This is a genomic window from Pseudomonas sp. VD-NE ins (assembly GCF_031882575.1).
Classification (GTDB): Bacteria; Pseudomonadota; Gammaproteobacteria; order Pseudomonadales; family Pseudomonadaceae; genus Aquipseudomonas; species Aquipseudomonas fluorescens_BZ.
Window position 1 is genome coordinate 3,691,463 of record NZ_CP134772.1, and the last position, 18,739, is coordinate 3,710,201.

Consider the following 18,739-nt stretch of genomic DNA (forward strand, 5'->3'; position numbering starts at 1 on the left):
GTGTCGACTAGATGTGGTAGATGTCGATGACCTGACGGACGTAATCGTTTTTCAGCACGACTTTCTTGGCCGTGATCAACGGCTGTTCGCCGCGCAGATCGAGGGTGTAGAAACTGCTGCCGAAGTAGCTGTCGGTGACTTGGTAGCGAAAGCTCAGGGTGTGCCAGTTGAAGCGCACATGGCATTGCCCTTCGCCCTGCTCGACGATTTCGATGTTGCTCAGGTTGTGCGAGGTGCGGGTGTCGGGGATGGTCGCGCTGGAGCGCTCGGTCTTGATCCGGAAGATGCGGTCTTCGAGGCCGCCACGGTTGCCGTACCAGATCAGCGAGATTTCGCTTTGCGGGTCTTCGGTGAGGGTGTCGTTGTCGTCCCAGGCCGGCATCCAGAAGGTGGCGTCGGCGGCGTAGAGTTCCAGCCATTGATCCCACTGGCCGTCATCGAGATAACGCGCCTCGCGGTAGAGAAAATCGCGCACGCTGTCGTAGAGGTTGCTCATCACACGGCCTCCACAGGGATCAGTTGTGATTCGCTGGCAGCGGCTTTGAGCATGGTTTCCTGCCAGTACTTGTGTTGCAGCACGAACAGGCCTTCGTCTTCGGTACGCATACCGGAGAGCAACGGTTTGAGATCGATTTCTTCGGCCGCTGCGTCCGCGCCCTCGACCCAATGCGTCGCGCCACGGGACATGTCGTTCCAGCCACGGCCGGCACCGTAGCCGGTCTGGCATGAGCGGAACTCTTCCAGATCATCCGGCGTGGCCATACCGCTGACGTTGAAGAAGTCTTCGTACTGCCGAATGCGCTTGGCGCGGGCCTCGGCGCTCTCGCCTTTGGGGGCGATGCAGTAAATGGTGATTTCGGTCTTGTCGACCGAGATCGGCCGGGCGATGCGGATCTGCGAACTGAACTGATCCATCAGGTACACGTTGGGGTACAGGCACAGGTTGCGTGAGTTCTCGATCATCCAGTCGGCGCGGGCCTGGCCGAAATCACGGGCCAGTTCGTCACGGCGCTCGTAGGCCGGACGGTCCTCAGGGTTGGCCCAGCGGGTCCAGAGCAGCAGATGGCCGTGATCGAACGAGTAGAAACCGCCGCCTTTCTTCGCCCAACTGCCGGCGCTCATGGTCTTGATCGCTTCGCCCGCTTCGCGCTGTTGACGCTGGTTCTGGGTGGCGGCGTAGTTCCAGTGCACCGAACTGACGTGGTAACCGTCGGCACCGTTTTCCGCGGTGAGTTTCCAGTTGCCTTCGTAAATGTAAGAGCTGGAACCGCGCAACACTTCCAGGCCATCTGGCGACTGGTCGACGATCATGTCGATGATTTTTGCCGACTCGCCCAGATGTTCAGCAAGTGATTTCACATCGGCATTGAGGCTGCCGAACAGAAAGCCGCGATAGGACTCGAAGCGCGCAACTTTGGTCAGGTCATGGGAGCCTTCGCAGTTGAAACCTTGTGGGTAACCGGCTTCGCTCGGGTCTTTGACCTTGAGCAGTTTGCCGCTGTTGTTGAACGTCCAGCCGTGAAACGGGCAGGTGTAGCTGGAACGGTTGCCGGATTTGTGCCGGCACAGCATGGCGCCGCGATGGCTGCAGGCGTTGAGAAAAGCGTTGAGCACACCGTCCTTGTTGCGCGCGATGAAGATCGGCTGGCGCCCCATGGTGGTGGTGAGAAAATCATTGTTGTTGGGCAGCTGGCTTTCGTGGGCGAGGTAAATCCAGTTGCCTTCGAAAATGTGCGCCATCTCCAGTTCGAACAGACGCGGATCGGTGAACATCTCCCGCTTGCAGCGGTAGGCGCCCTTCTCTTGGTCTTCTTCAAGCATGGCATTGAGGTAGTCGATTCCCAGGGACATGGCCGGGGCCTCCATTGTTATTGTTCAGGCCAGGTCAGATTAGGGAGGCGATGCACGGGGCAATAGCCGAAACCTGCAGATCGCTATCCGTTTTGTGCAGGATGGCGCGGCAGATGATTCGGCGTGTTTCGGAAGGGGTTTAGCGCAGTGTTTTAGTGGCGGCGTTTGAAAGTCTGCGACGGCAGTTCGCCGTACTGTTGGCGATAGCTTTCGGAGAAGCGGCCGAGGTGCAGGAAGCCGTAGTCCAGGGCCAGTTCGGTGAGGTTGCGTACCGGGCAGCTCGGATCGCTGAGGCAGGTGTGGATGCGCGCAAGTTTGCGCTGGCGGATGTATTGCATCGGTGTGACACCGAGTTGGCGTTCGAACAAGCTGTACAGCGAACGCGGGCTCATGCTCGCCTGTGCGGCCAAATGTTCAGCCGGCAAATCCAGTTTCAGATTGCGCTCGATGTAATCGACGATGCGTTCGAAGCTTACGTTCGGTGCACTCAGGCACTCACGGCTGACGTTGGTGTTCATCAGCGAGATCAGTTTGCTGCCGATGATCTGCGCGTAATGCTCCTGCACGCGTAGCAACGGATCGCTGGCCTCGGCTTCCTGACAGATCATCGCCAGCAGATTGGTGAAGCCTTCCAGCTCATCCAGCCGATAGTGATTGCGCAGGAACCGGATACCGCTTGCCGGACGCTGCCAGCGCTGCTCGTCGCATACCGATTCGAGCACGCTGACCGGCACCTTGAGGATGAATTTCTCGCAGTCTTCCGAGTAGGTCAGATCGACCGGATCATCCGGGTTGATCAACAGCAACTCGCCGGGCACCAGATGCTGCTCGTGCTTGTGTCCGCGCCACAGGCAATTGCCTTGCAAGAGCACTTGCAGGTGGTACACGGTTTCCAGCGCCACGGAGGTCACGCGCACGCTGCCGCCATAGCTGATGCGGGCCAGATCGAGATCGGCGAGTTTGCGATGGTTGAGGCTGGCTTGCGGGTGGGTGGTCCTGGACAGGCCGATGAAGTGTTGGCCGACGTGCTGATTGACGTAGTCGGAGACGGCATAAGGGTCAGCGTGACGAAACACGCTGCTGCGATCGCTCAGCAGATGGCTGTCCATGGGGCGTTGCTCGTTGTTGTCGTTATTTTGGGATCACGGGGTTTCAGGCATCACCACTCACAGTACGCCGGAGTGTCAGGGTGGGCAATTGGACGAAGGTTTGGGTACTCGATAATCGAACACTTTTTGCGGATTACGGAGTGGTTTGAACAACGCCTACACTTGCCGAAGAAATGCCCTACTCGCCAAAAAAACCCGATAAAGAAAAATCCTACTTATGACAGCTTTATAAAACAAAAAAAGCCCGTTTCAGTCGAAACTGAAACGGGCTCCTCCCACCTCAACGGCCGTTACTTCAGGTCGTCAAAGTGGTCTCGCAGGAACTCGTAAAAACTGCTTTAAACAATCTCCATACAAGGCTCAGCGTACGCAGCAAAAGCTTCATACGTTTTGGCCTCCAGGTTGGCGGCCAAACCTCCAGCAGACTTACCGGATCATGCGTGCCTTCAGCCTGCACGTTAAAGCAGCTAGTGAGGCGGCCGGTTGAAATCCCTCCGAAACATCATTCCGGCACGGGTGCAAAACCGTGTCAAAGGGCATGAAAACGTTGAGTCACCCGCCTGGCCTCACCGCTGCTAGAACAAGTGAGCGCCCACATCATAACCCTCATTCAAAGGCTTTCAGGAAAAGTTATTTTCTGTTTTGTTAACCATTATTTCTGCCAGCTTTTTCTGGAAATGAAATAGCGCAGACAACCAATTTCATACGAACTTTAACCTTGCAAGTAGGCACAAAGACTCCTACCATGGGCGAACGTTAAAGCAGCTAGTGAAGCAACAAACCTCAGCCGCAAACCGAGGTTAAAAAACCACCCCGCTAAGGTGGTTTTTTTTCGTCAGCCTTTTCACTGCACCCGCCGATGAAAATCAGATCACAACGCCCGTGCCCACGTCTGACTCACCAGATCCTTGCCAAAGCTGTGAACCGCCTCCTCCTCCACCAGTTCAAACCCGGCCTGCTGATAAATCTTGCGTGCAGCCGTCAGGTTGCTGGTCGTCCACAAGGTCATTTTCTGGTAACCAATCTGCCGGGCAAAGCGCAGGCACTCCTCGACCAGACGGCTGCCAATACCCAAGCCCCGCGCACTTGCGTCCACGTAGAGCATGCGCAGTTTGGCGGTCGTTTCATCCTGGCGGACGATGAACACGGAACCGATGACCTTGCCGTCCTTTTCCGCAATCCAGCAGCGCTCACAGGTGGGGTCGTAGTCGCGCAGGTACTTGGCGACCACCTCTGCCACGAGCGCCTCGAACTCTGAGTTCCAGCCGTATTCGCGGCTATACAGCGCGGCTTGCTGTTGCATCACCGTGCCCATGTCACCGGGCTGCGGATCGCGTAACACGTAGTTCGAATCCGTGTTGCCTTGCAGCAGTGTCTGGATCTGCGTCATGGCGCCGATCAGTTGTTTCTGCTGCGGTTCAGGTAATCGCTCGAGCATGGTAACGATCTGTTCGCGGGAAGCCTTTTCCAGCGGGATCAGGATTTCACGGCCCAGGTCAGTAAGGTGTAATTGCGCAGCGCGAGCGTCCGTGGGCGACGGCACTTTCTGGATCAGGCCGCGCCTCTCGAAACCGCTGATGATCCGGCTCATGTAGCCGGCGTCCAGCCCAAGCATCTGGCGTAGATCGGTGCTGGTCAGGTCGCCACGCGAGGCCAGCTCATACAAAATGCGCAGCTCAGTCAGCGAGTAGTCGCTTTGCAGCAGATGCTCCTGCAATACGCCGATCTGATGGGTGTAGAAGCGGTTGAAGCCGCGCACAACGTCGGCTTGTTCGAGGAGATGGCTGCTGGACATGGCAGATACTCAAGTAATTGCTTAAGGCAACTATATATTTGCTTGAAGCAACCATGTCAACAGAAAGCTATTTGCACTTGGCCAATACCACCTGACAGGTGTCTGGGGTGCCCCCGGAGCGACCGGCATAGCGGATGCAATTGTTCATCGATTTCTGCCGGGCCATGTTCAGACTGGAACCCCACGCCAGACCGCCCTCGCCGACCGACGGCAAGGCTTTGGCGTAGCACGCGTCCCCGACGCCGGAGGGCGGATAGTGTTTGCGGCTTGAGCAGCCTGCCGTCAGCGCTAGGCTGAGGGTGATCAAGGTGAGTAAAACCCCACGCGAGCATCGGTTGAGCATCGTATTTCACCTGTCACCAAAGGGGTTGTAACCTGCTGAGTCTAGCCCCCTCACCTGCACAAATCTTCTAAACGTCGATGACCATTGCGCGGTATTTTATGGGGCCGCACCTTTCAATGGCGAACACTGGAGTCTTCGTGGATAAACGCAACTGGATCGAGCTGTCCCAGGATGTCGACACCGGGATTGAATCGATTCGCGCTCACTTTGAGGGCCATGCCTACGATCCGCACTGGCATGACAGTTTCCTCGTCGGCGTCACCGAGCAAGGTGTACAGCAGTTCAATTGCCGCCGCGTGCGCCATCGCAGTACGCCGGGCAACGTATTCCTGCTGGAGCCGGGGGAAATCCACGATGGGCAAGCGCCGACCGAGGAAGGTTTTACCTATTCGATGCTCTACCTCGATCCACACTGGCTGGAGCGTGAAATGCATGCGCTGTTCGAAGACGCACCGTCCGACAGCCAGCCCGGTTTTGCCGACACACTGAGTCAGGACCCGCGTCTGGCCACAGCGATCAATCAGGCTTTCCATGCGTTGCATGACGGCGATCTGCGCATCGTCCGGCAGACCGCCGTCGATGGTTTACTGAGCTCGCTCACGCGCCATCTCGACTGGCGCAAGCGCCAGGTTTTCGATCCGCGCCTGCCGTTGGTGGCGCAACTGGCGCGGGATTATCTGCACGCGCATACCTATGAAGATATCGGTCTCGATGATCTCGCGCGGGTCTGCGGGGTAGACCGTTTTCGTCTCAGCCGCGCCTTCAAGTCTGCTTTTGGTCTGGCGCCGCACGCGTACCTGATCCAGTTGCGCCTGGCCAAGGCGCGGCAGTTGCTGGCCCGGGGTGAGACTCCGGCGCAGGTCGCCAGCGTGCTCGGTTTTGCTGATCAGAGTCATCTCGGTCGCTGGTTTCGCCGGGCCTACCAACTCACCCCCGCCGACTACCGCAAGCGCTGCTCAAACCTTCCAGACTGACGCGCACCGACTGGCGATCATGGCTTCCTGTATTTACTTTCAGGGAATCCGGATCATGGCGTCATTACTGCCCTTCCTGCTGTTTGCTTTCGTTGCCTCGATCACGCCGGGGCCGACCAATATTCTGGTGTTGAGCCACAGTTCGCGCCAAGGCTTGCTCGCCACGCTGCCGATCATTTTTGGCGCCTGTGCGGCGGCGGCACTGATTGTGCTGGTGGTCGGCCTCGGTGCCGGCGAAACCTTGCTGCGCTACCCGCGCGTGCAGCAAGTCATGGCCTGGGGCGGCGTGCTCTGGTTGAGCTGGCTGGCGTGGCAGATCTTTCGCAGTGCGCCGCCGTCGCTGGACCCGGCTGAGGCGCAGGATGAAAGTTTCAGCGTACTGGGCGCCGCCATGCTGCAACTGGTCAATCCCAAGGTGTGGATGATGGCCGTGGCGGTGGTCAGCGTGTTTGTCGGCGGTGGTGACAAGACCTTGCGATTGCTAGTGCTGTCGCTGGCGTTTTTGCTGGTGTCGTTGCCGTGCATGACGTTGTGGGCGTTACTGGGTGTGGGCAGTGCGCGGTTGATGGGATCGCCACTTGCGTTCAAGCGGATGAACGCGGCACTGGCATTGTTGCTGCTGCTCTCGGCATGGCTGACTGTCCTGGCTTAACGCCCTCGTAGGAGCTGCCGAAGGCTGCGATCTTTTGATTTTGTTTTTTAAGATCAAGATCAAAAGATCGCAGCCTTCGGCAGCTCCTACATAGCGCTTCAATACCATTTCATCAGGGTGAGGTGGCCTGCCGATACTCGCGCGGAGTAAACCCGGTCGAGGCCTTGAACTGGCGGGTGAAAGCGCTGTGATCGGTGTAGCCGCATTGCAGCGCCACATCGGTAATCGGCAGGTCGGTGTGTAGCAAGCGGTGCGCGTGTTCGAGGCGCACTTTCTGGATCATCTGCCGTGGCGTCAGGTGGAACACCCGTTTGCAGTAACGCTCCAGTTGCGCGACTGAAATACCGGCGATGCGCGTCAGTTCACCGAGGGTCACGCGGCGATTGAAGTTCGCGCGGATATGCTCATCGACTGCCGCCAGCCGCTCGAACGCCGGATGGGTTTCACTGGCCGATTGCAGGTCCACCGAAATGCCCGCCAGACCAATGATCACCCCGTCACGGTTGTACAGCGGCTGCTTGTGCGTCAGGCACCAGCCCGGTTCACGACTGCCGTACAGATGCAGTTCAAGTTGATCCTCCAGCACAAAGCCCTCTTCCAGCACCTTGCGGTCCTGCTCGGTATAGCCCGGCCCGAGTTGCGCCGGGAACACCTGCGCGCTGGTCTTGCCCAGTAATGGACGCAAATCCTTCAAGCCACAGCGCTGCACCAGCGTGCGATTCGCGAGCACGTAGCGGGCCTGCACATCCTTGATGAAAATCGCCGCGTTGGGGATCACATCAAGCATCGGCAACAACAGCGCGGCGCCGGCCAAGAGTTTCTCCAGTGTCTGCGGACGATGCCCCTCAATGCCTTGAGACAGGATCGAGAACGCCTGTTGCATCAAAGATTCCCCTCGTAACGTGGATGGACGAAGCGCCCGCCATGCGGCCTTCGCGTGCAGATTGCAGCATCGCTCAAGACCTGTCGAGGGCCACGTTTCGCCAGTGCGATTGTGCTGATTTCGTCATCGAAGCCACCACAAAACATCAATCGCCCCAGCGTTGACAAGTTCAAAGTCTGGCCGTCCCAGTGACACAACTGCCTATCCAATAACTCACAAGAAGGCGATGCCATGTCAGGCCAAGGCAAGTTCAAAAAACAGCTTTCACTGATCGACCTCACATTTATCGGGCTCGGTGCGATTTTCGGTTCAGGCTGGTTGTTCGCGGCCAGTCATGTGTCCGCCATTGCCGGGCCGGCGGGGATTTTTTCCTGGCTATTGGGCGGTTTTGCCGTGTTGCTGCTGGGCATCGTCTATTGCGAGTTGGGCGCTGCATTGCCGCGAGCCGGCGGCGTGGTGCGCTATCCGGTTTACTCCCACGGGCCACTGCTCGGCTACCTGATGGGCTTCATCACCCTGATTGCGTTTTCCAGTTTGGTGGCGATCGAAGTGGTCGCTTCACGCCAATACGCGGCGGCGTGGTTTCCCGAGCTGACCAAGGCTGGCAGCGGCGACCCGACAATCCTCGGCTGGATGGTGCAGTTCGGTCTGCTTTGCGTGTTCTTCCTGCTCAATTACCGCAGCGTGAAGACCTTCGCCAAGGCCAATAATCTGGTCAGCGTGTTCAAGTTCATCGTTCCGTTGTTGGTGATCGGCGTGCTGTTCACCTTCTTCAAACCGGCCAACTTCCACGTGCAGGGTTTCGCCCCGTTCGGCTTGTCCGGTATCGAAATGGCGGTGTCGGCGGGTGGCGTGATTTTCGCTTACTTGGGGCTGACACCGATCATCTCGGTGGCCAGTGAAGTGAAGAATCCGCAGCGCACTATTCCCATCGCGTTGATCCTCTCGGTGCTGCTGTCGACCTTGATTTATGTGCTGCTGCAAATGGCCTTTCTCGGCAGCATCCCGACCGAAATGCTCGCCAATGGCTGGGCCGGCATCAGCAAGGAGTTTTCCCTGCCGTACCGCGACATCGCCCTGGCATTGGGCGTGGGCTGGCTGGCCTATCTGGTGGTCGCCGATGCGGTGATCTCGCCGAGCGGTTGCGGCAACATCTACATGAACGCGACCCCGCGCGTGATCTACGGCTGGGCACAGACAGGGACCTTTTTCAAAGTCTTCACCCACATTGACGAAAAATCCGGGATTCCGCGTCCGGCGCTGTGGCTGACCTTCGCCTTGTCGGTGTTCTGGACCCTGCCGTTCCCGTCGTGGGAAGCGCTGATCAACGTGGTTTCCGCTGCGCTGGTGTTGAGTTACGCCGTGGCGCCGGTGACCGTGGCCGCGCTGCGCCGTAATGCGCCAGACATGCCACGGCCGTTCCGGGTCAAGTGCATGGGCGTGCTCGGACCGGTGTCGTTCATCATCGCCGCGCTGATCGTCTACTGGTCGGGCTGGAACACCGTGTCGTGGCTGCTCGGCCTGCAAATCCTGATGTTCGTGGTGTATCTGCTGTGCGGCCGCTTCGTGCCGACCGCTCACCTCAATCTGGCCAGCCAAGTGCGTTCCTCGGCGTGGTTGATCGCCTTCTACGCGGTGACCATCGTGCTGTCGAAACTCGGCACCTTTGGTGGCTTGGGCATCCTCGCTCACCCGTTCGACACCCTTGTCGTCGCTGCTTGCGCCACCGGCATTTATTACTGGGGCGCGGCGACCGGCGTGCCGGCGCATCTGCTGCGTCTGGAAGAGGACGATGAGGAAAGCGAAGTCGCTGCCCCCGCCTCGACCGTATCTGCGCGCCCTGCCGGCGCCTACTGAAATCACCTAAAGGAATCTATTCATGAAAGAACTACACGTCATTGATTCCCATACCGGCGGTGAACCGACGCGCCTGGTGATGAAAGGCTTCCCCGACCTGCCCGGCAGCACCATGGTCGAAAAGCGCGATGCCTTGCGCACTGAACATGACCAATGGCGCCGCGCCTGCCTGCTGGAACCGCGCGGCAACGATGTGCTGGTCGGCGCGTTGTATTGCGAACCGGTCTCGCCGGACGCCACGTGCGGGGTGATTTTCTTCAACAACGCCGGTTATCTGGGCATGTGCGGCCACGGTACCATCGGCCTGATCAACTCGTTGCAGTACCTGGGGCAGATCGAACCGGGGGTGCACAAAATCGACACCCCGGTCGGCCCGGTCAGCGCCACGTTGCATGACGACGGAACCGTCACCCTCGGCAACGTCCCCGCTTATCGCCACCGCAAACAGGTGCCGGTGGATGTGCCGGGTTACGGCCGCGTGTTGGGCGATATCGCCTATGGCGGCAACTGGTTCTTCCTCGTGTCCGAGCACGGTCAGACGCTGACGATGGCCAACGTCGAACACCTCACCTCCTACACTTGGGCGATGCTCAAGGCCCTCGAAGACTCAGGCATTTTCGGCGAGGACGGTGCCGTCATCGATCACATCGAACTGTTCGCCGATGACGCTCAGGCCGACAGCCGCAACTTTGTCATGTGCCCCGGCAAAGCCTACGACCGCTCGCCGTGCGGCACCGGCACCAGCGCCAAACTCGCCTGCCTCGCCGCCGACGACAAGCTGCAACCCGGCGCCACCTGGGTGCAGGCGAGCATCACCGGCAGCCAGTTCGAAGGCCGCTTCGAATGGGACGGCGAACGAGTCCGCCCGTTCATCACCGGCCGCGCTTACATGACCGCCGACAGCACCTTACTGATCGACGAAGCAGACCCGTTCGCGTGGGGCATCTGAGCCTCCGCGCAGACTTTTCACCTCAATTTGAATGATGTGCCAAGGAGTTAAAAACAATGAGCGACAACATCTTCACCGGTTGCATGCCGGCCCTGATGACCCCGTGCACCGCCCAGCGCAAACCGGACTTCGATGCCTTGGTGGCCAAGGGTCGCGAGCTGATCGATATCGGCATGAGCGCCGTGGTTTATTGCGGCTCGATGGGCGACTGGCCGTTGCTCACCGAGGCTGAACGGCAGGAAGGCGTGGCGCGTCTGGTGGCGGCCGGGATTCCAACCATCGTCGGCACCGGCGCAGTGAACTCACGCGAAGCGGTTTCCCACGCAGCCCACGCAGCGAAAGTCGGTGCACAGGGTTTGATGGTGATCCCCCGCGTGCTGTCCCGTGGCGCTTCGGTCACCGCGCAAAAGGCCCACTTCGCCGCGATTCTCCAAGCCGCGCCGAACCTGCCAGCAGTGATCTACAACAGCCCTTACTACGGCTTCGCCACCCGCGCTGATCTGTTCTTCGAACTGCGCCGCGAGTACCCGAACCTGATCGGTTTCAAGGAATTCGGTGGTGGTGCCGACCTGCGTTACGCCGCGGAAAACATCACCTCTAAAGACGAGGACGTGACCTTGATGGTCGGCGTCGACACACAGGTGGTGCACGGTTTCGTCAACTGCAACGCCACCGGCGCGATCACCGGCATCGGCAACGCCCTGCCCCGCGAAGTGCTGCAACTGGTGGCGCTGAGCAAGAAGGCTGCACAAGGAGATGCCAAGGCCCGTCGTCAGGCGCGGGAGCTGGAATCGGCACTGGCGGTGTTGTCGTCGTTCGATGAAGGCTGCGACCTGGTGCTGTATTACAAGCATCTGATGGTGCTCAACGGCGACAAGGAATACACCCTGCACTTCAACGAAACCGATGCGTTGAGCGATTCGCAGCGGCGTTATGCCGAGAAGCAGTACTCGCTGTTCCGTCACTGGTACGAGAACTGGTCGGCGGAACAGAATTTCGCCTGACACCGCAAGCCTCACCTGCCGCGATGCGTTGTGCTACGCGGCAGGCATTTCCCTCTTTATCAGGAAGACACCATGACTCTGACGGGCCACATGCTGATCGGACAGCACACGGTTGCCGGCCATCGCGCCGCCATTCGCGGGATCAATCCGGCTACCAATGAAACGCTGGAGCCAGCGTATGCCGGTGGATCGGCCGAGCATGTCGAACAGGCCTGTGCGCTGGCCTGGGCGGCGTTGGACGCTTACCGCGAAACCATGCTCAGTGCCCGCGCCGAATTTCTGGAAACCATCGCCACGGAAATCGAAGCCCTCGGTGATGAGTTGATCGAACGTGCCCACGCCGAAACCGGCCTGCCGCGCGCGCGTCTACTAGGCGAACGCGGGCGCACTTGCCAACAATTAAGAATGTTCGCCCGCACGGTTCGCGCCGGTGAATGGCTGGATGTGCGCGTCGATAGCGCGCAGCCGCAGCGCCAACCGCTGCCGCGCGCGGATCTGCGTCAACGGCAAATTGCACTGGGGCCGGTCGCGGTGTTTGGTGCGAGCAATTTTCCGCTGGCGTTTTCCGTGGCCGGTGGTGACACCGCATCGGCACTGGCCGCCGGTTGCCCGGTGATCGTCAAGGCGCACAGCGCGCATCCCGGCACGAGCGAACTGGTCGGTCGCGCAGTGGCGCGGGCAGTGAAAGCCTGTGGTTTGCCGGAAGGCGTTTTCTCGTTGCTATACGGTTCCGGCCGCGAAGTGGGCATTGCGTTGGTCACTGATCCACGGATCAAAGCAGTGGGTTTCACCGGTTCGCGCAACGGTGGCCTGGCGTTGATTCAAGCGGCGCAAGCGCGGCCCGAACCGATTCCGGTGTACGCGGAAATGAGTTCGATCAATCCGGTGCTGCTGTTTCCAGCGGCGCTGGAGAATCGCACGCAGGCGTTGGCTGAAGGGTTTGTGGCGTCGCTGATACTGGGTGCGGGCCAGTTCTGCACCAACCCGGGCTTGGTGATTGCCTTGAAAGGACCGGCGCTGGACAGATTCATTGGCGCCACCACCAAAATTATTCAACGCAGTCCGGCGCAAACGATGCTGACACCGGGCATCTTCAGTGCTTACGAATCTGCCGTGAATGCGCTGGCCGAGAATGCCAGTGCGAACATCGCGGGTGTTGGTCTAAGCGGCAACGGCCCGAACCAATGTCAAGCCCATGTATTCGTGACCGAGACCGCCGACTTTCTTGCTGATCACCGCCTGCAAGCCGAAGCCTTCGGTGCAGCTGCGTTGATTGTGCAATGCGAAAGTGAAGCTGAAATCCGTCAGGTCAGCGAACACCTGGAAGGCCAGTTGACCGCCACGTTGCACCTGGATGACCAAGACCTGGAACAGGCACGCGCCCTGCTGCCAACACTGGAACGCAAGGCCGGTCGCTTGCTGATCAATGGCTGGCCCACCGGGGTCGAGGTGTGTGACGCGATGGTGCATGGCGGGCCTTTCCCAGCCACGTCCGACGCACGCGCAACATCAGTCGGTACAGCGGCGATCCTGCGTTTTCTGCGTCCGGTCTGCTATCAGGACTTCCCGGACAGCCTGTTACCGACCGCACTGAAGCAGGCCAATCCGCTGCAATTGCGTCGCCTGCTCGATGGGCAAAGGGAAGCTCTGCACCATGGCCAATAATGTCTCCCACGACATCGCCGTGGTCGGCGCCGGCATCATCGGCGTCACCTGTGCATTGCGTCTGGCTCGCCAAGGGTTGCGCGTGGTGGTGATCGATCAGCAGCAACCCGGCCACGGCGCCTCGTTCGGCAACGCCGGGCACTTGGCGACCGAGCAGGTGTTTCCGATTGCCGACGCGTCCATCCTCAAGCGCTTGCCGGCGATGCTGATGGACCCGATGGGACCGCTGCGGCTGGACTGGAAGTACCTGCCGCGCGCCTTGCCATGGTTCACCCGCCTGCTGCTGAATCTGCGCCCAGCGCCTTTTCAGAACACCGTGGCAGGCTTGCGCGCCCTGAATGAAAGCAGTCTGGAGGCCTGGCAGCGCTTGCTCGCCGACATTGAGCGCCCGGACTTGTTGAAGATCGATGGCTCGTTACTGGTATTCGAACGTCCCGAATCGCGTCAGACGGTCCAGGCATTACAGGCTCGACTGCATCAGCAGCAGGTGCCGGTCGATTACTGGCAGGCCGCGGCCATACGCGACACCGCGCCGCAACTCAGCGAACAGCTTCAGGGCGGTTTGTTCTTCCCGCGCACCGGGCATTTCATCGATCCCTACCGCGTGGTCTGTGAACTGGTCGAAGCGGCCAAGGCTTGTGGCGTGAGTTTTGTCCAGCAACAGGTTCAGGGCGGCTACGTGCAGGAGCACGGGGTGACACTGACCACCGGCAATGGCGGTCTGACTGCCAGCCGCGTACTGATCGCCTGCGGCGCGCATTCGGCGAAACTCACCGCCGCTCTCACCGGCAAAAAAGTACCGCTGGACACCGAGCGCGGTTATCACCTGATGCTGCCTCAGGAACACGATCGACTGCCCTTCCCCGTCACCTCCCTGGAACGCAAGTTCATCATGACGCCGATGTCCGAAGGGTTGCGCCTGGCCGGCACCGTCGAGTTCGCCGGTCTGGAGAAGCCACCGAGCATGGAGCGCGCGTGGCAATTGCACCGGTTGAGTCAGGGTTTGTTTCGCAAGGGTCTGAATGCTGAAGCAGCGACGCCGTGGATGGGCTTTCGACCGTCATTGCCGGATTCGTTGCCGGTGATTGATCAGGTTTGTGAGGGCAAGGTGTTGCTTGCTTTCGGACATCAGCATCTGGGGCTGACGCAGGCGGCGGTGACGGCGGAGATGGTGGTGCGGATGGCTCGGCCAGCAACGACGCATCAGGTGACTGATCTGACGGCAGATGAACGCTTCAGACTCGATCGTTTCTGAACGGCGGGTGCCGATGCGATTGAGCGTCTGCACTCAAGTGATCGGTTGTAACGCTTCTATCAGCGCTCCTGACAACATTGCAACGAGCCGTTCCGCCGGGAGCATCAGCTCCCCTTTTCATACGGCGCAAATATCATCAACCAGACATTGTTCCCACGGCGGACAAGGAGACCACGCGTCCAGGAGCTTATCGATGAACAGGCGGATCTTGGGCGAAAGGTGTCGTTTGCTGGGATAGATGATCCGGATGGGTTCTGCGGCCTCAGCGTATTCTTCGAGCAGTTGAACAAGCTTGCCGCTGCGTAGTTGGTGGCTCACTACGTACGACGGCAGTGTCGCAATACCCAAGCCCGCCATCGCGCACTCATGCAGCGCTTCCGCGCTGTCCATCTGTAGCCGCCCACCTTGAGTGAAGGCAACCGCCTGGCCGTCTACTCGAAAATTCCATGGAAGTAATCGTCCCCCGCTGACGAAATGCAGACATTCGTGCGCGGACAACGCTTCGGGAGTTTTTGGCCGCGGATGCTCAGCCAGATAGTGGGGTGAAGCACAGGTGATCATCTGCTGGTACGCCACGGTGCGTGTCAGCAATCGAGAATCCTCTTTGGGCGGGCCAATTCGCATGGCCAGATCAAACCCCTCATCAATGAGGTCTACCAGTCGGTCGGAAAACGTAACGTCGACACTTAGCGAAGGCCATTCCTTCAGACAGCATTCGATGTGAGGGAGAACGTGAAGCCTGCCCAGCGCGACCGGCAGACTCATACGCAATCGCCCACTGGGTGTCGAGCGACGAAACGCCAGTGCATCCTCGACATCGTCAAGATCCTGAAGGATGCCAACACAGCGCTCGTAGAGGACCTGACCGTCGTCCGTCAGGCTCAGACTGCGGGTTGTGCGGTTGAGTAACCGCACTTGCAATCGAGCTTCCAGCCTGACAATCGATTTACCCACTGCCGAACGAGTGAGACCTAATTGCTTGGCAGCGGCGGTAAAGCTTCCGGCATTTACCGACCCCACGAAAGCCGCAATGTCGTTCAGGTTATGAATTTCCATACTTCCTCACTCGCTCAACGTTCGGGCGCCACAGCACTCACAATGGGGAACCCTATTCCCCAATCAAGAGAATAGTATCTCAATTAGCCAATCCAATACCCTCCTTCAATTGAGATCACTATGAATACGAAAGTAGAAGCAGCCGTTCAAACCTGGGCCAACAGCCTGAGCGATTTGGTACCTGTCCTCAAAGGCATTGATACCACCACGAAAATGAGCGATATCCGCGACGCCTACGCAAAAATGCTCGCGCAAAATCCAGCGCCCACCGGCGTCAGGTTCGAAGCAGTCGACATGGGCGGTGTTCCAGGGACCCTGGTGACACCCGATGAAGTCAAGACCGACGCAGTTGTGATGTACATCCATGGCGGGGCGTACATTGTCGGCCGTCCAGATGGCTACCACGGCATTGGTGGCAACTACGCAAAGATGCTGGGTGCTCGTGTATACATGCCTGACTATCGCCTGGCCCCGGAGCACAAATTCCCCGCCTCCATCGACGATACCCTGCGCGCCTACGAGTGGTTGCTTGAGCAGAAAATCCCGGCTGAAAAAATCGCGTTTTCCGGCGAGTCGGCTGGCGGCGCAATGGTTGTAAGCGTGATGGTGGCTGCCAAATCCAAAGGGCTTGCGTTACCTGCGGTGGGTTCTTCGATCTCGCCTTGGGCAAACCTCGAACACACCGGCGCCTCTATGAGCAACCGTGAGGGCCTGGACCCGCTGAATTCCAAGCCTGTTCTGGATATTCTTGCCAGAACATTCCTTGGCGAGACACTGGCCAACCATCCTCTGGCATCACCAGTTTTCGCAGACGTTACTGGACTCCCACCCATTCTGATTCAGATTGGCGAGAACGAGCTGATGCTGAGTGACGCGATACGGCTTGCCACCCATCTGGCGGACAACCGTGTCCGAGTCAATCTCGAGGTATGGCCTGCCATGTTCCACGCCTGGCACTTCTACTCGGCCATGCTGCCAGAAGGTCAACAGGCAATGGAGAGTTCAGTACGCTTCATTGAGGCGGGTCTGGCCGAAGCCAGTCGCTGAGTAAAATTCAAACGGCGGGAGCTTTTCAGTTCCCGCCGTTCTGCCTTCAATAGAGCGTCGGCAAGGAAAACAAGTAAAGAGCGATTGACCGGATACGTTGCCCTCCGCACTAATCGTAAAACGCCTCAACCAACACCCGACTCCCCACAAAAAAACTGTCCGCCACCAACCGCAACGGCTGCACATCCAGGTCACTGGCCTCGTCGCCAATCAGCTGCTGAAAATGCCGATACACCGCTGCGTACTCACCCTCCTCCGACACAGCCTGGCGCACGCCGTCGATGCTCAACAACGCGCCACCGTTATCCAAGCGAAGAACACCCTCGTCGCAACGCACCTCGATACTCCACAGCTCATCATGGCCATGGTCAAAATCAAACTCCGCGCGCACATCGAGTTGATGCGCATCAGCCATTTTGATCGATGCGGCAATCGGCGATTGGCAGTTGTTCGGTACGCGCAGCTCAGCCGATTCGACGAACAGTGGCAACTTGAGCAAATGAGTGACGATCGACAAGGCATTGATGCCCGGATCGAACACACCGAGGCCGCCGGGTTGCCAGATCCAGGTCTGCCCGGGGTGCCACTTGCGCACGTCTTCTTTCCAGTCGATCTGCACGCTTTGCAGGGTGCGCGAGGCGAGCCAGTCGCGGGCGGCTTCGATGCCGGGCGCGTAGCGTGAGTGCCAGGCAAACAAGGCGCTGACGCCCTGCCCGACAGCCTGATCGACCAAGGCCATCGCCTCGCCCAACGTGGCACACGGTGGCTTTTCCACCAGCACGTGTTTGCCGGCGGCCAGCGCTTGCTGCACCAGCGCAAAACGACCTTGTGGCGGTGTGCAGAAGGCAATCGCATCCACCGGCGGACCGTTTTCCAGCAACTCACTCAACGATTGGAAGTTCTCAACGCCCGCGCAGGGCTTGCCTTGGGTGGCGACGGAGACCAACTGGAAAGCGGGATTGGCGAGGATCGCCGGGACGTGTTGATCCTGGGCAATCTTGCCGTAGCCCACCAGACCGAGACGGATTGTTTGCATCAATGACTCCTGTTTTGATTTTGTTGTCGTCAGTGAATCGGGAGATTACCTGCAAATGCCACGAGCGTCTGTCCGCGCAATGTCACAACAACGCACAGGATCAGGCAAGGATTGCACAGGAATGCACTAGTGCCCGCAGCGCGGGAAAAGAAACAATGCCTTACGACAAACCGATCGAGGATGTTCCCATGCTTGTACAAGCCTACGGCGCCCACGCGGGCGACAAACCCCTTGAACCGATGCAGATCAACCGCCGCGCGCCGGCCGCCCATGATGTGCAGATCGACATCGCGTTCTGTGGTATCTGCCATTCCGACCTGCACCAGGTGCGCGCGGAATGGGCCGGTACACAATTTCCTTGCGTACCGGGGCATGAAATCGTCGGTCGCGTGTCGGCCGTTGGCGCCCATGTTTCGGACTACAAAATCGGTGATCTGGTCGGCGTCGGTTGCATTGTCGACAGCTGCAAACATTGCGATGACTGCGAAAGCGGTCTGGAAAACTACTGCGACGGCATGATCGGCACCTACAACTTCCCGACCCCGGACGCACCCGGCTGGACGCTGGGCGGCTATTCGCAAAACATCGTCGTGCATGAACGCTACGTGCTGCGCATCCGCCACCCCGAAGCGCAACTGGCCGCCGTCGCGCCGCTGCTGTGCGCGGGCATCACCACTTACTCGCCACTGCGTCATTGGAATGCGGGACCGGGCAAGAAAGTCGGCGTGGTCGGCATCGGTGGCCTCGGCCACATGGGCATCAAACTGGCTCACGCTCTGGGCGCCCACGTTGTCGCGTTCACTACCTCTGAATCCAAACGCGAAGCGGCCAAAGCGCTGGGCGCCGATGAGGTTGTGGTGTCGCGCAATGCCGAAGAAATGGCCGCCCACGCCAAGAGTTTCGACTTGATCCTCAACACCGTCGCGGCGCCGCACGATCTCGACGCATTCCTGGTGCTGCTCAAGCGAGATGGTGCGTTGACGCTGGTCGGTGCGCCGGCCACCTCGCATCCGTCGCCGAACGTGTTCAACCTGATCATGAAGCGCCGCACGATTGCCGGTTCGATGATTGGCGGCATTGCCGAAACTCAGGAAATGCTCGATTTCTGTGCCGAGCACGGCATCGTCTCCGACATCGAACTGATCCGTGCCGACCAGATCAACGACGCCTACGAACGCATGCTCAAGGGCGATGTGAAATATCGTTTCGTGATCGACAACGCAACGTTGGCTGGCTAAGCCTCAGCGCCCATTGGCCGTTCAG

17 protein-coding genes are annotated in these 18,739 nt (G+C 59.3%); 9 read left to right on the plus strand and 8 right to left on the minus strand.

The features are described 5' to 3' along the window. Positions 1–7: 7 nt before the first annotated feature. The 5 genes from benB to RMV17_RS16560 all read right to left on the minus strand — a co-directional run bounded on the left by benB (position 8) and on the right by RMV17_RS16560 (position 5,098). Positions 8–496 carry a benzoate 1,2-dioxygenase small subunit gene (gene benB / locus RMV17_RS16540; protein WP_311881225.1) on the minus strand — a complete coding sequence of 163 codons (489 nt, stop codon included), beginning with the start codon at positions 494–496 and terminating at the stop codon, positions 8–10. Beyond that, positions 496–1,851 carry a benzoate 1,2-dioxygenase large subunit gene (gene benA / locus RMV17_RS16545; RefSeq protein WP_311881227.1) on the minus strand — a complete coding sequence of 452 codons (1,356 nt, stop codon included), beginning with the start codon at positions 1,849–1,851 and terminating at the stop codon, positions 496–498. The genes benB and benA overlap by 1 nt, the downstream gene beginning before the upstream one ends. Before the next feature lie 152 nt (positions 1,852–2,003). Beyond that, positions 2,004–2,960 carry an AraC family transcriptional regulator gene (locus tag RMV17_RS16550; RefSeq protein WP_311881228.1) on the minus strand — a complete coding sequence of 319 codons (957 nt, stop codon included), beginning with the start codon at positions 2,958–2,960 and terminating at the stop codon, positions 2,004–2,006. Between the two features lie 871 nt (positions 2,961–3,831). Continuing rightward, on the minus strand, positions 3,832–4,755 hold the full coding sequence (locus tag RMV17_RS16555) for a helix-turn-helix domain-containing GNAT family N-acetyltransferase (RefSeq protein ID WP_311881230.1): 924 nt from the start codon (positions 4,753–4,755) through the stop codon (positions 3,832–3,834). A 67-nt stretch (positions 4,756–4,822) separates the two neighbouring features. Beyond that, positions 4,823–5,098, minus strand: a complete 276-nt coding sequence (locus RMV17_RS16560; RefSeq protein ID WP_311881232.1) for a hypothetical protein — start codon at positions 5,096–5,098, stop codon at positions 4,823–4,825. Between the two features lie 137 nt (positions 5,099–5,235). Between RMV17_RS16560 and RMV17_RS16565 the strand changes: the two genes are divergently transcribed. Next, the gene (locus RMV17_RS16565; RefSeq protein ID WP_311881234.1) at positions 5,236–6,072 is read left to right on the plus strand and encodes an AraC family transcriptional regulator; all 837 of its coding nucleotides are present in this window, start codon (positions 5,236–5,238) and stop codon (positions 6,070–6,072) included. A 55-nt stretch (positions 6,073–6,127) separates the two neighbouring features. Further along, positions 6,128–6,724 carry a LysE family translocator gene (locus tag RMV17_RS16570; protein WP_108225379.1) on the plus strand — a complete coding sequence of 199 codons (597 nt, stop codon included), beginning with the start codon at positions 6,128–6,130 and terminating at the stop codon, positions 6,722–6,724. A 112-nt stretch (positions 6,725–6,836) separates the two neighbouring features. Here the strand turns inward: RMV17_RS16570 and RMV17_RS16575 are convergent, their stop codons facing one another. Further along, the gene (locus RMV17_RS16575; RefSeq protein ID WP_311881236.1) at positions 6,837–7,607 is read right to left on the minus strand and encodes an AraC family transcriptional regulator; all 771 of its coding nucleotides are present in this window, start codon (positions 7,605–7,607) and stop codon (positions 6,837–6,839) included. 231 nt (positions 7,608–7,838) lie between these two features. Here RMV17_RS16575 and RMV17_RS16580 point away from each other — a divergent pair, with 231 nt between their 5' ends. From RMV17_RS16580 to RMV17_RS16600, 5 genes are all read left to right on the plus strand, one after another. After that, positions 7,839–9,464, plus strand: coding sequence for an APC family permease (locus RMV17_RS16580; protein ID WP_311881237.1), 1,626 nt, complete (start codon positions 7,839–7,841; stop codon positions 9,462–9,464). Between the two features lie 22 nt (positions 9,465–9,486). Next, positions 9,487–10,413, plus strand: a complete 927-nt coding sequence (locus tag RMV17_RS16585; RefSeq protein ID WP_311881238.1) for a 4-hydroxyproline epimerase — start codon at positions 9,487–9,489, stop codon at positions 10,411–10,413. 56 nt (positions 10,414–10,469) lie between these two features. Then, positions 10,470–11,417, plus strand: coding sequence for a dihydrodipicolinate synthase family protein (locus RMV17_RS16590; protein WP_034155485.1), 948 nt, complete (start codon positions 10,470–10,472; stop codon positions 11,415–11,417). A 72-nt stretch (positions 11,418–11,489) separates the two neighbouring features. Continuing rightward, on the plus strand, positions 11,490–13,082 hold the full coding sequence (locus RMV17_RS16595; RefSeq protein WP_311881239.1) for an aldehyde dehydrogenase (NADP(+)): 1,593 nt from the start codon (positions 11,490–11,492) through the stop codon (positions 13,080–13,082). Then, positions 13,072–14,337 (plus strand): FAD-dependent oxidoreductase, encoded by a 1,266-nt coding sequence (locus RMV17_RS16600; RefSeq protein ID WP_311881240.1) that lies wholly within the window; start codon positions 13,072–13,074, stop codon positions 14,335–14,337. The genes RMV17_RS16595 and RMV17_RS16600 overlap by 11 nt, the downstream gene beginning before the upstream one ends. A 117-nt stretch (positions 14,338–14,454) precedes the next feature. Here RMV17_RS16600 and RMV17_RS16605 read toward each other — a convergent pair whose 3' ends face one another. Next, complete coding sequence (locus tag RMV17_RS16605; protein WP_311881241.1) at positions 14,455–15,393, minus strand: LysR family transcriptional regulator; 939 nt, start codon at positions 15,391–15,393, stop codon at positions 14,455–14,457. 120 nt (positions 15,394–15,513) lie between these two features. Here RMV17_RS16605 and RMV17_RS16610 point away from each other — a divergent pair, with 120 nt between their 5' ends. After that, the gene (locus RMV17_RS16610; RefSeq protein WP_311881242.1) at positions 15,514–16,440 is read left to right on the plus strand and encodes an alpha/beta hydrolase; all 927 of its coding nucleotides are present in this window, start codon (positions 15,514–15,516) and stop codon (positions 16,438–16,440) included. A 109-nt stretch (positions 16,441–16,549) separates the two neighbouring features. On the opposite strand, the gene RMV17_RS16615 is transcribed toward RMV17_RS16610, so the two are convergent. Next, positions 16,550–17,476, minus strand: a complete 927-nt coding sequence (locus tag RMV17_RS16615) for a Gfo/Idh/MocA family oxidoreductase (protein ID WP_311881243.1) — start codon at positions 17,474–17,476, stop codon at positions 16,550–16,552. A gap of 188 nt (positions 17,477–17,664) precedes the next feature. Here RMV17_RS16615 and RMV17_RS16620 point away from each other — a divergent pair, with 188 nt between their 5' ends. After that, positions 17,665–18,714, plus strand: coding sequence for an NAD(P)-dependent alcohol dehydrogenase (locus tag RMV17_RS16620; RefSeq protein WP_108225463.1), 1,050 nt, complete (start codon positions 17,665–17,667; stop codon positions 18,712–18,714). The last annotated feature ends 25 nt before the right edge of the window (positions 18,715–18,739 follow it).

What these genes read in the sequence shown, in the direction of transcription:
- benB (WP_311881225.1), bottom strand. Translation starts at nt 496, where the DNA reads ATGAGCAACCTCTACGACAGCGTGCGCGATTTTCTCTACCGCGAGGCG.
- benA (WP_311881227.1), bottom strand. Translation starts at nt 1,851, where the DNA reads ATGTCCCTGGGAATCGACTACCTCAATGCCATGCTTGAAGAAGACCAA.
- RMV17_RS16550 (WP_311881228.1), bottom strand. Translation starts at nt 2,960, where the DNA reads ATGGACAGCCATCTGCTGAGCGATCGCAGCAGCGTGTTTCGTCACGCT.
- RMV17_RS16555 (WP_311881230.1), bottom strand. Translation starts at nt 4,755, where the DNA reads ATGTCCAGCAGCCATCTCCTCGAACAAGCCGACGTTGTGCGCGGCTTC.
- RMV17_RS16560 (WP_311881232.1), bottom strand. Translation starts at nt 5,098, where the DNA reads ATGCTCAACCGATGCTCGCGTGGGGTTTTACTCACCTTGATCACCCTC.
- RMV17_RS16570 (WP_108225379.1), top strand. Translation starts at nt 6,128, where the DNA reads ATGGCGTCATTACTGCCCTTCCTGCTGTTTGCTTTCGTTGCCTCGATC.
- RMV17_RS16575 (WP_311881236.1), bottom strand. Translation starts at nt 7,607, where the DNA reads ATGCAACAGGCGTTCTCGATCCTGTCTCAAGGCATTGAGGGGCATCGT.
- RMV17_RS16580 (WP_311881237.1), top strand. Translation starts at nt 7,839, where the DNA reads ATGTCAGGCCAAGGCAAGTTCAAAAAACAGCTTTCACTGATCGACCTC.
- RMV17_RS16585 (WP_311881238.1), top strand. Translation starts at nt 9,487, where the DNA reads ATGAAAGAACTACACGTCATTGATTCCCATACCGGCGGTGAACCGACG.
- RMV17_RS16590 (WP_034155485.1), top strand. Translation starts at nt 10,470, where the DNA reads ATGAGCGACAACATCTTCACCGGTTGCATGCCGGCCCTGATGACCCCG.
- RMV17_RS16595 (WP_311881239.1), top strand. Translation starts at nt 11,490, where the DNA reads ATGACTCTGACGGGCCACATGCTGATCGGACAGCACACGGTTGCCGGC.
- RMV17_RS16600 (WP_311881240.1), top strand. Translation starts at nt 13,072, where the DNA reads ATGGCCAATAATGTCTCCCACGACATCGCCGTGGTCGGCGCCGGCATC.
- RMV17_RS16605 (WP_311881241.1), bottom strand. Translation starts at nt 15,393, where the DNA reads ATGGAAATTCATAACCTGAACGACATTGCGGCTTTCGTGGGGTCGGTA.
- RMV17_RS16610 (WP_311881242.1), top strand. Translation starts at nt 15,514, where the DNA reads ATGAATACGAAAGTAGAAGCAGCCGTTCAAACCTGGGCCAACAGCCTG.
- RMV17_RS16615 (WP_311881243.1), bottom strand. Translation starts at nt 17,476, where the DNA reads ATGCAAACAATCCGTCTCGGTCTGGTGGGCTACGGCAAGATTGCCCAG.
- RMV17_RS16620 (WP_108225463.1), top strand. Translation starts at nt 17,665, where the DNA reads ATGCTTGTACAAGCCTACGGCGCCCACGCGGGCGACAAACCCCTTGAA.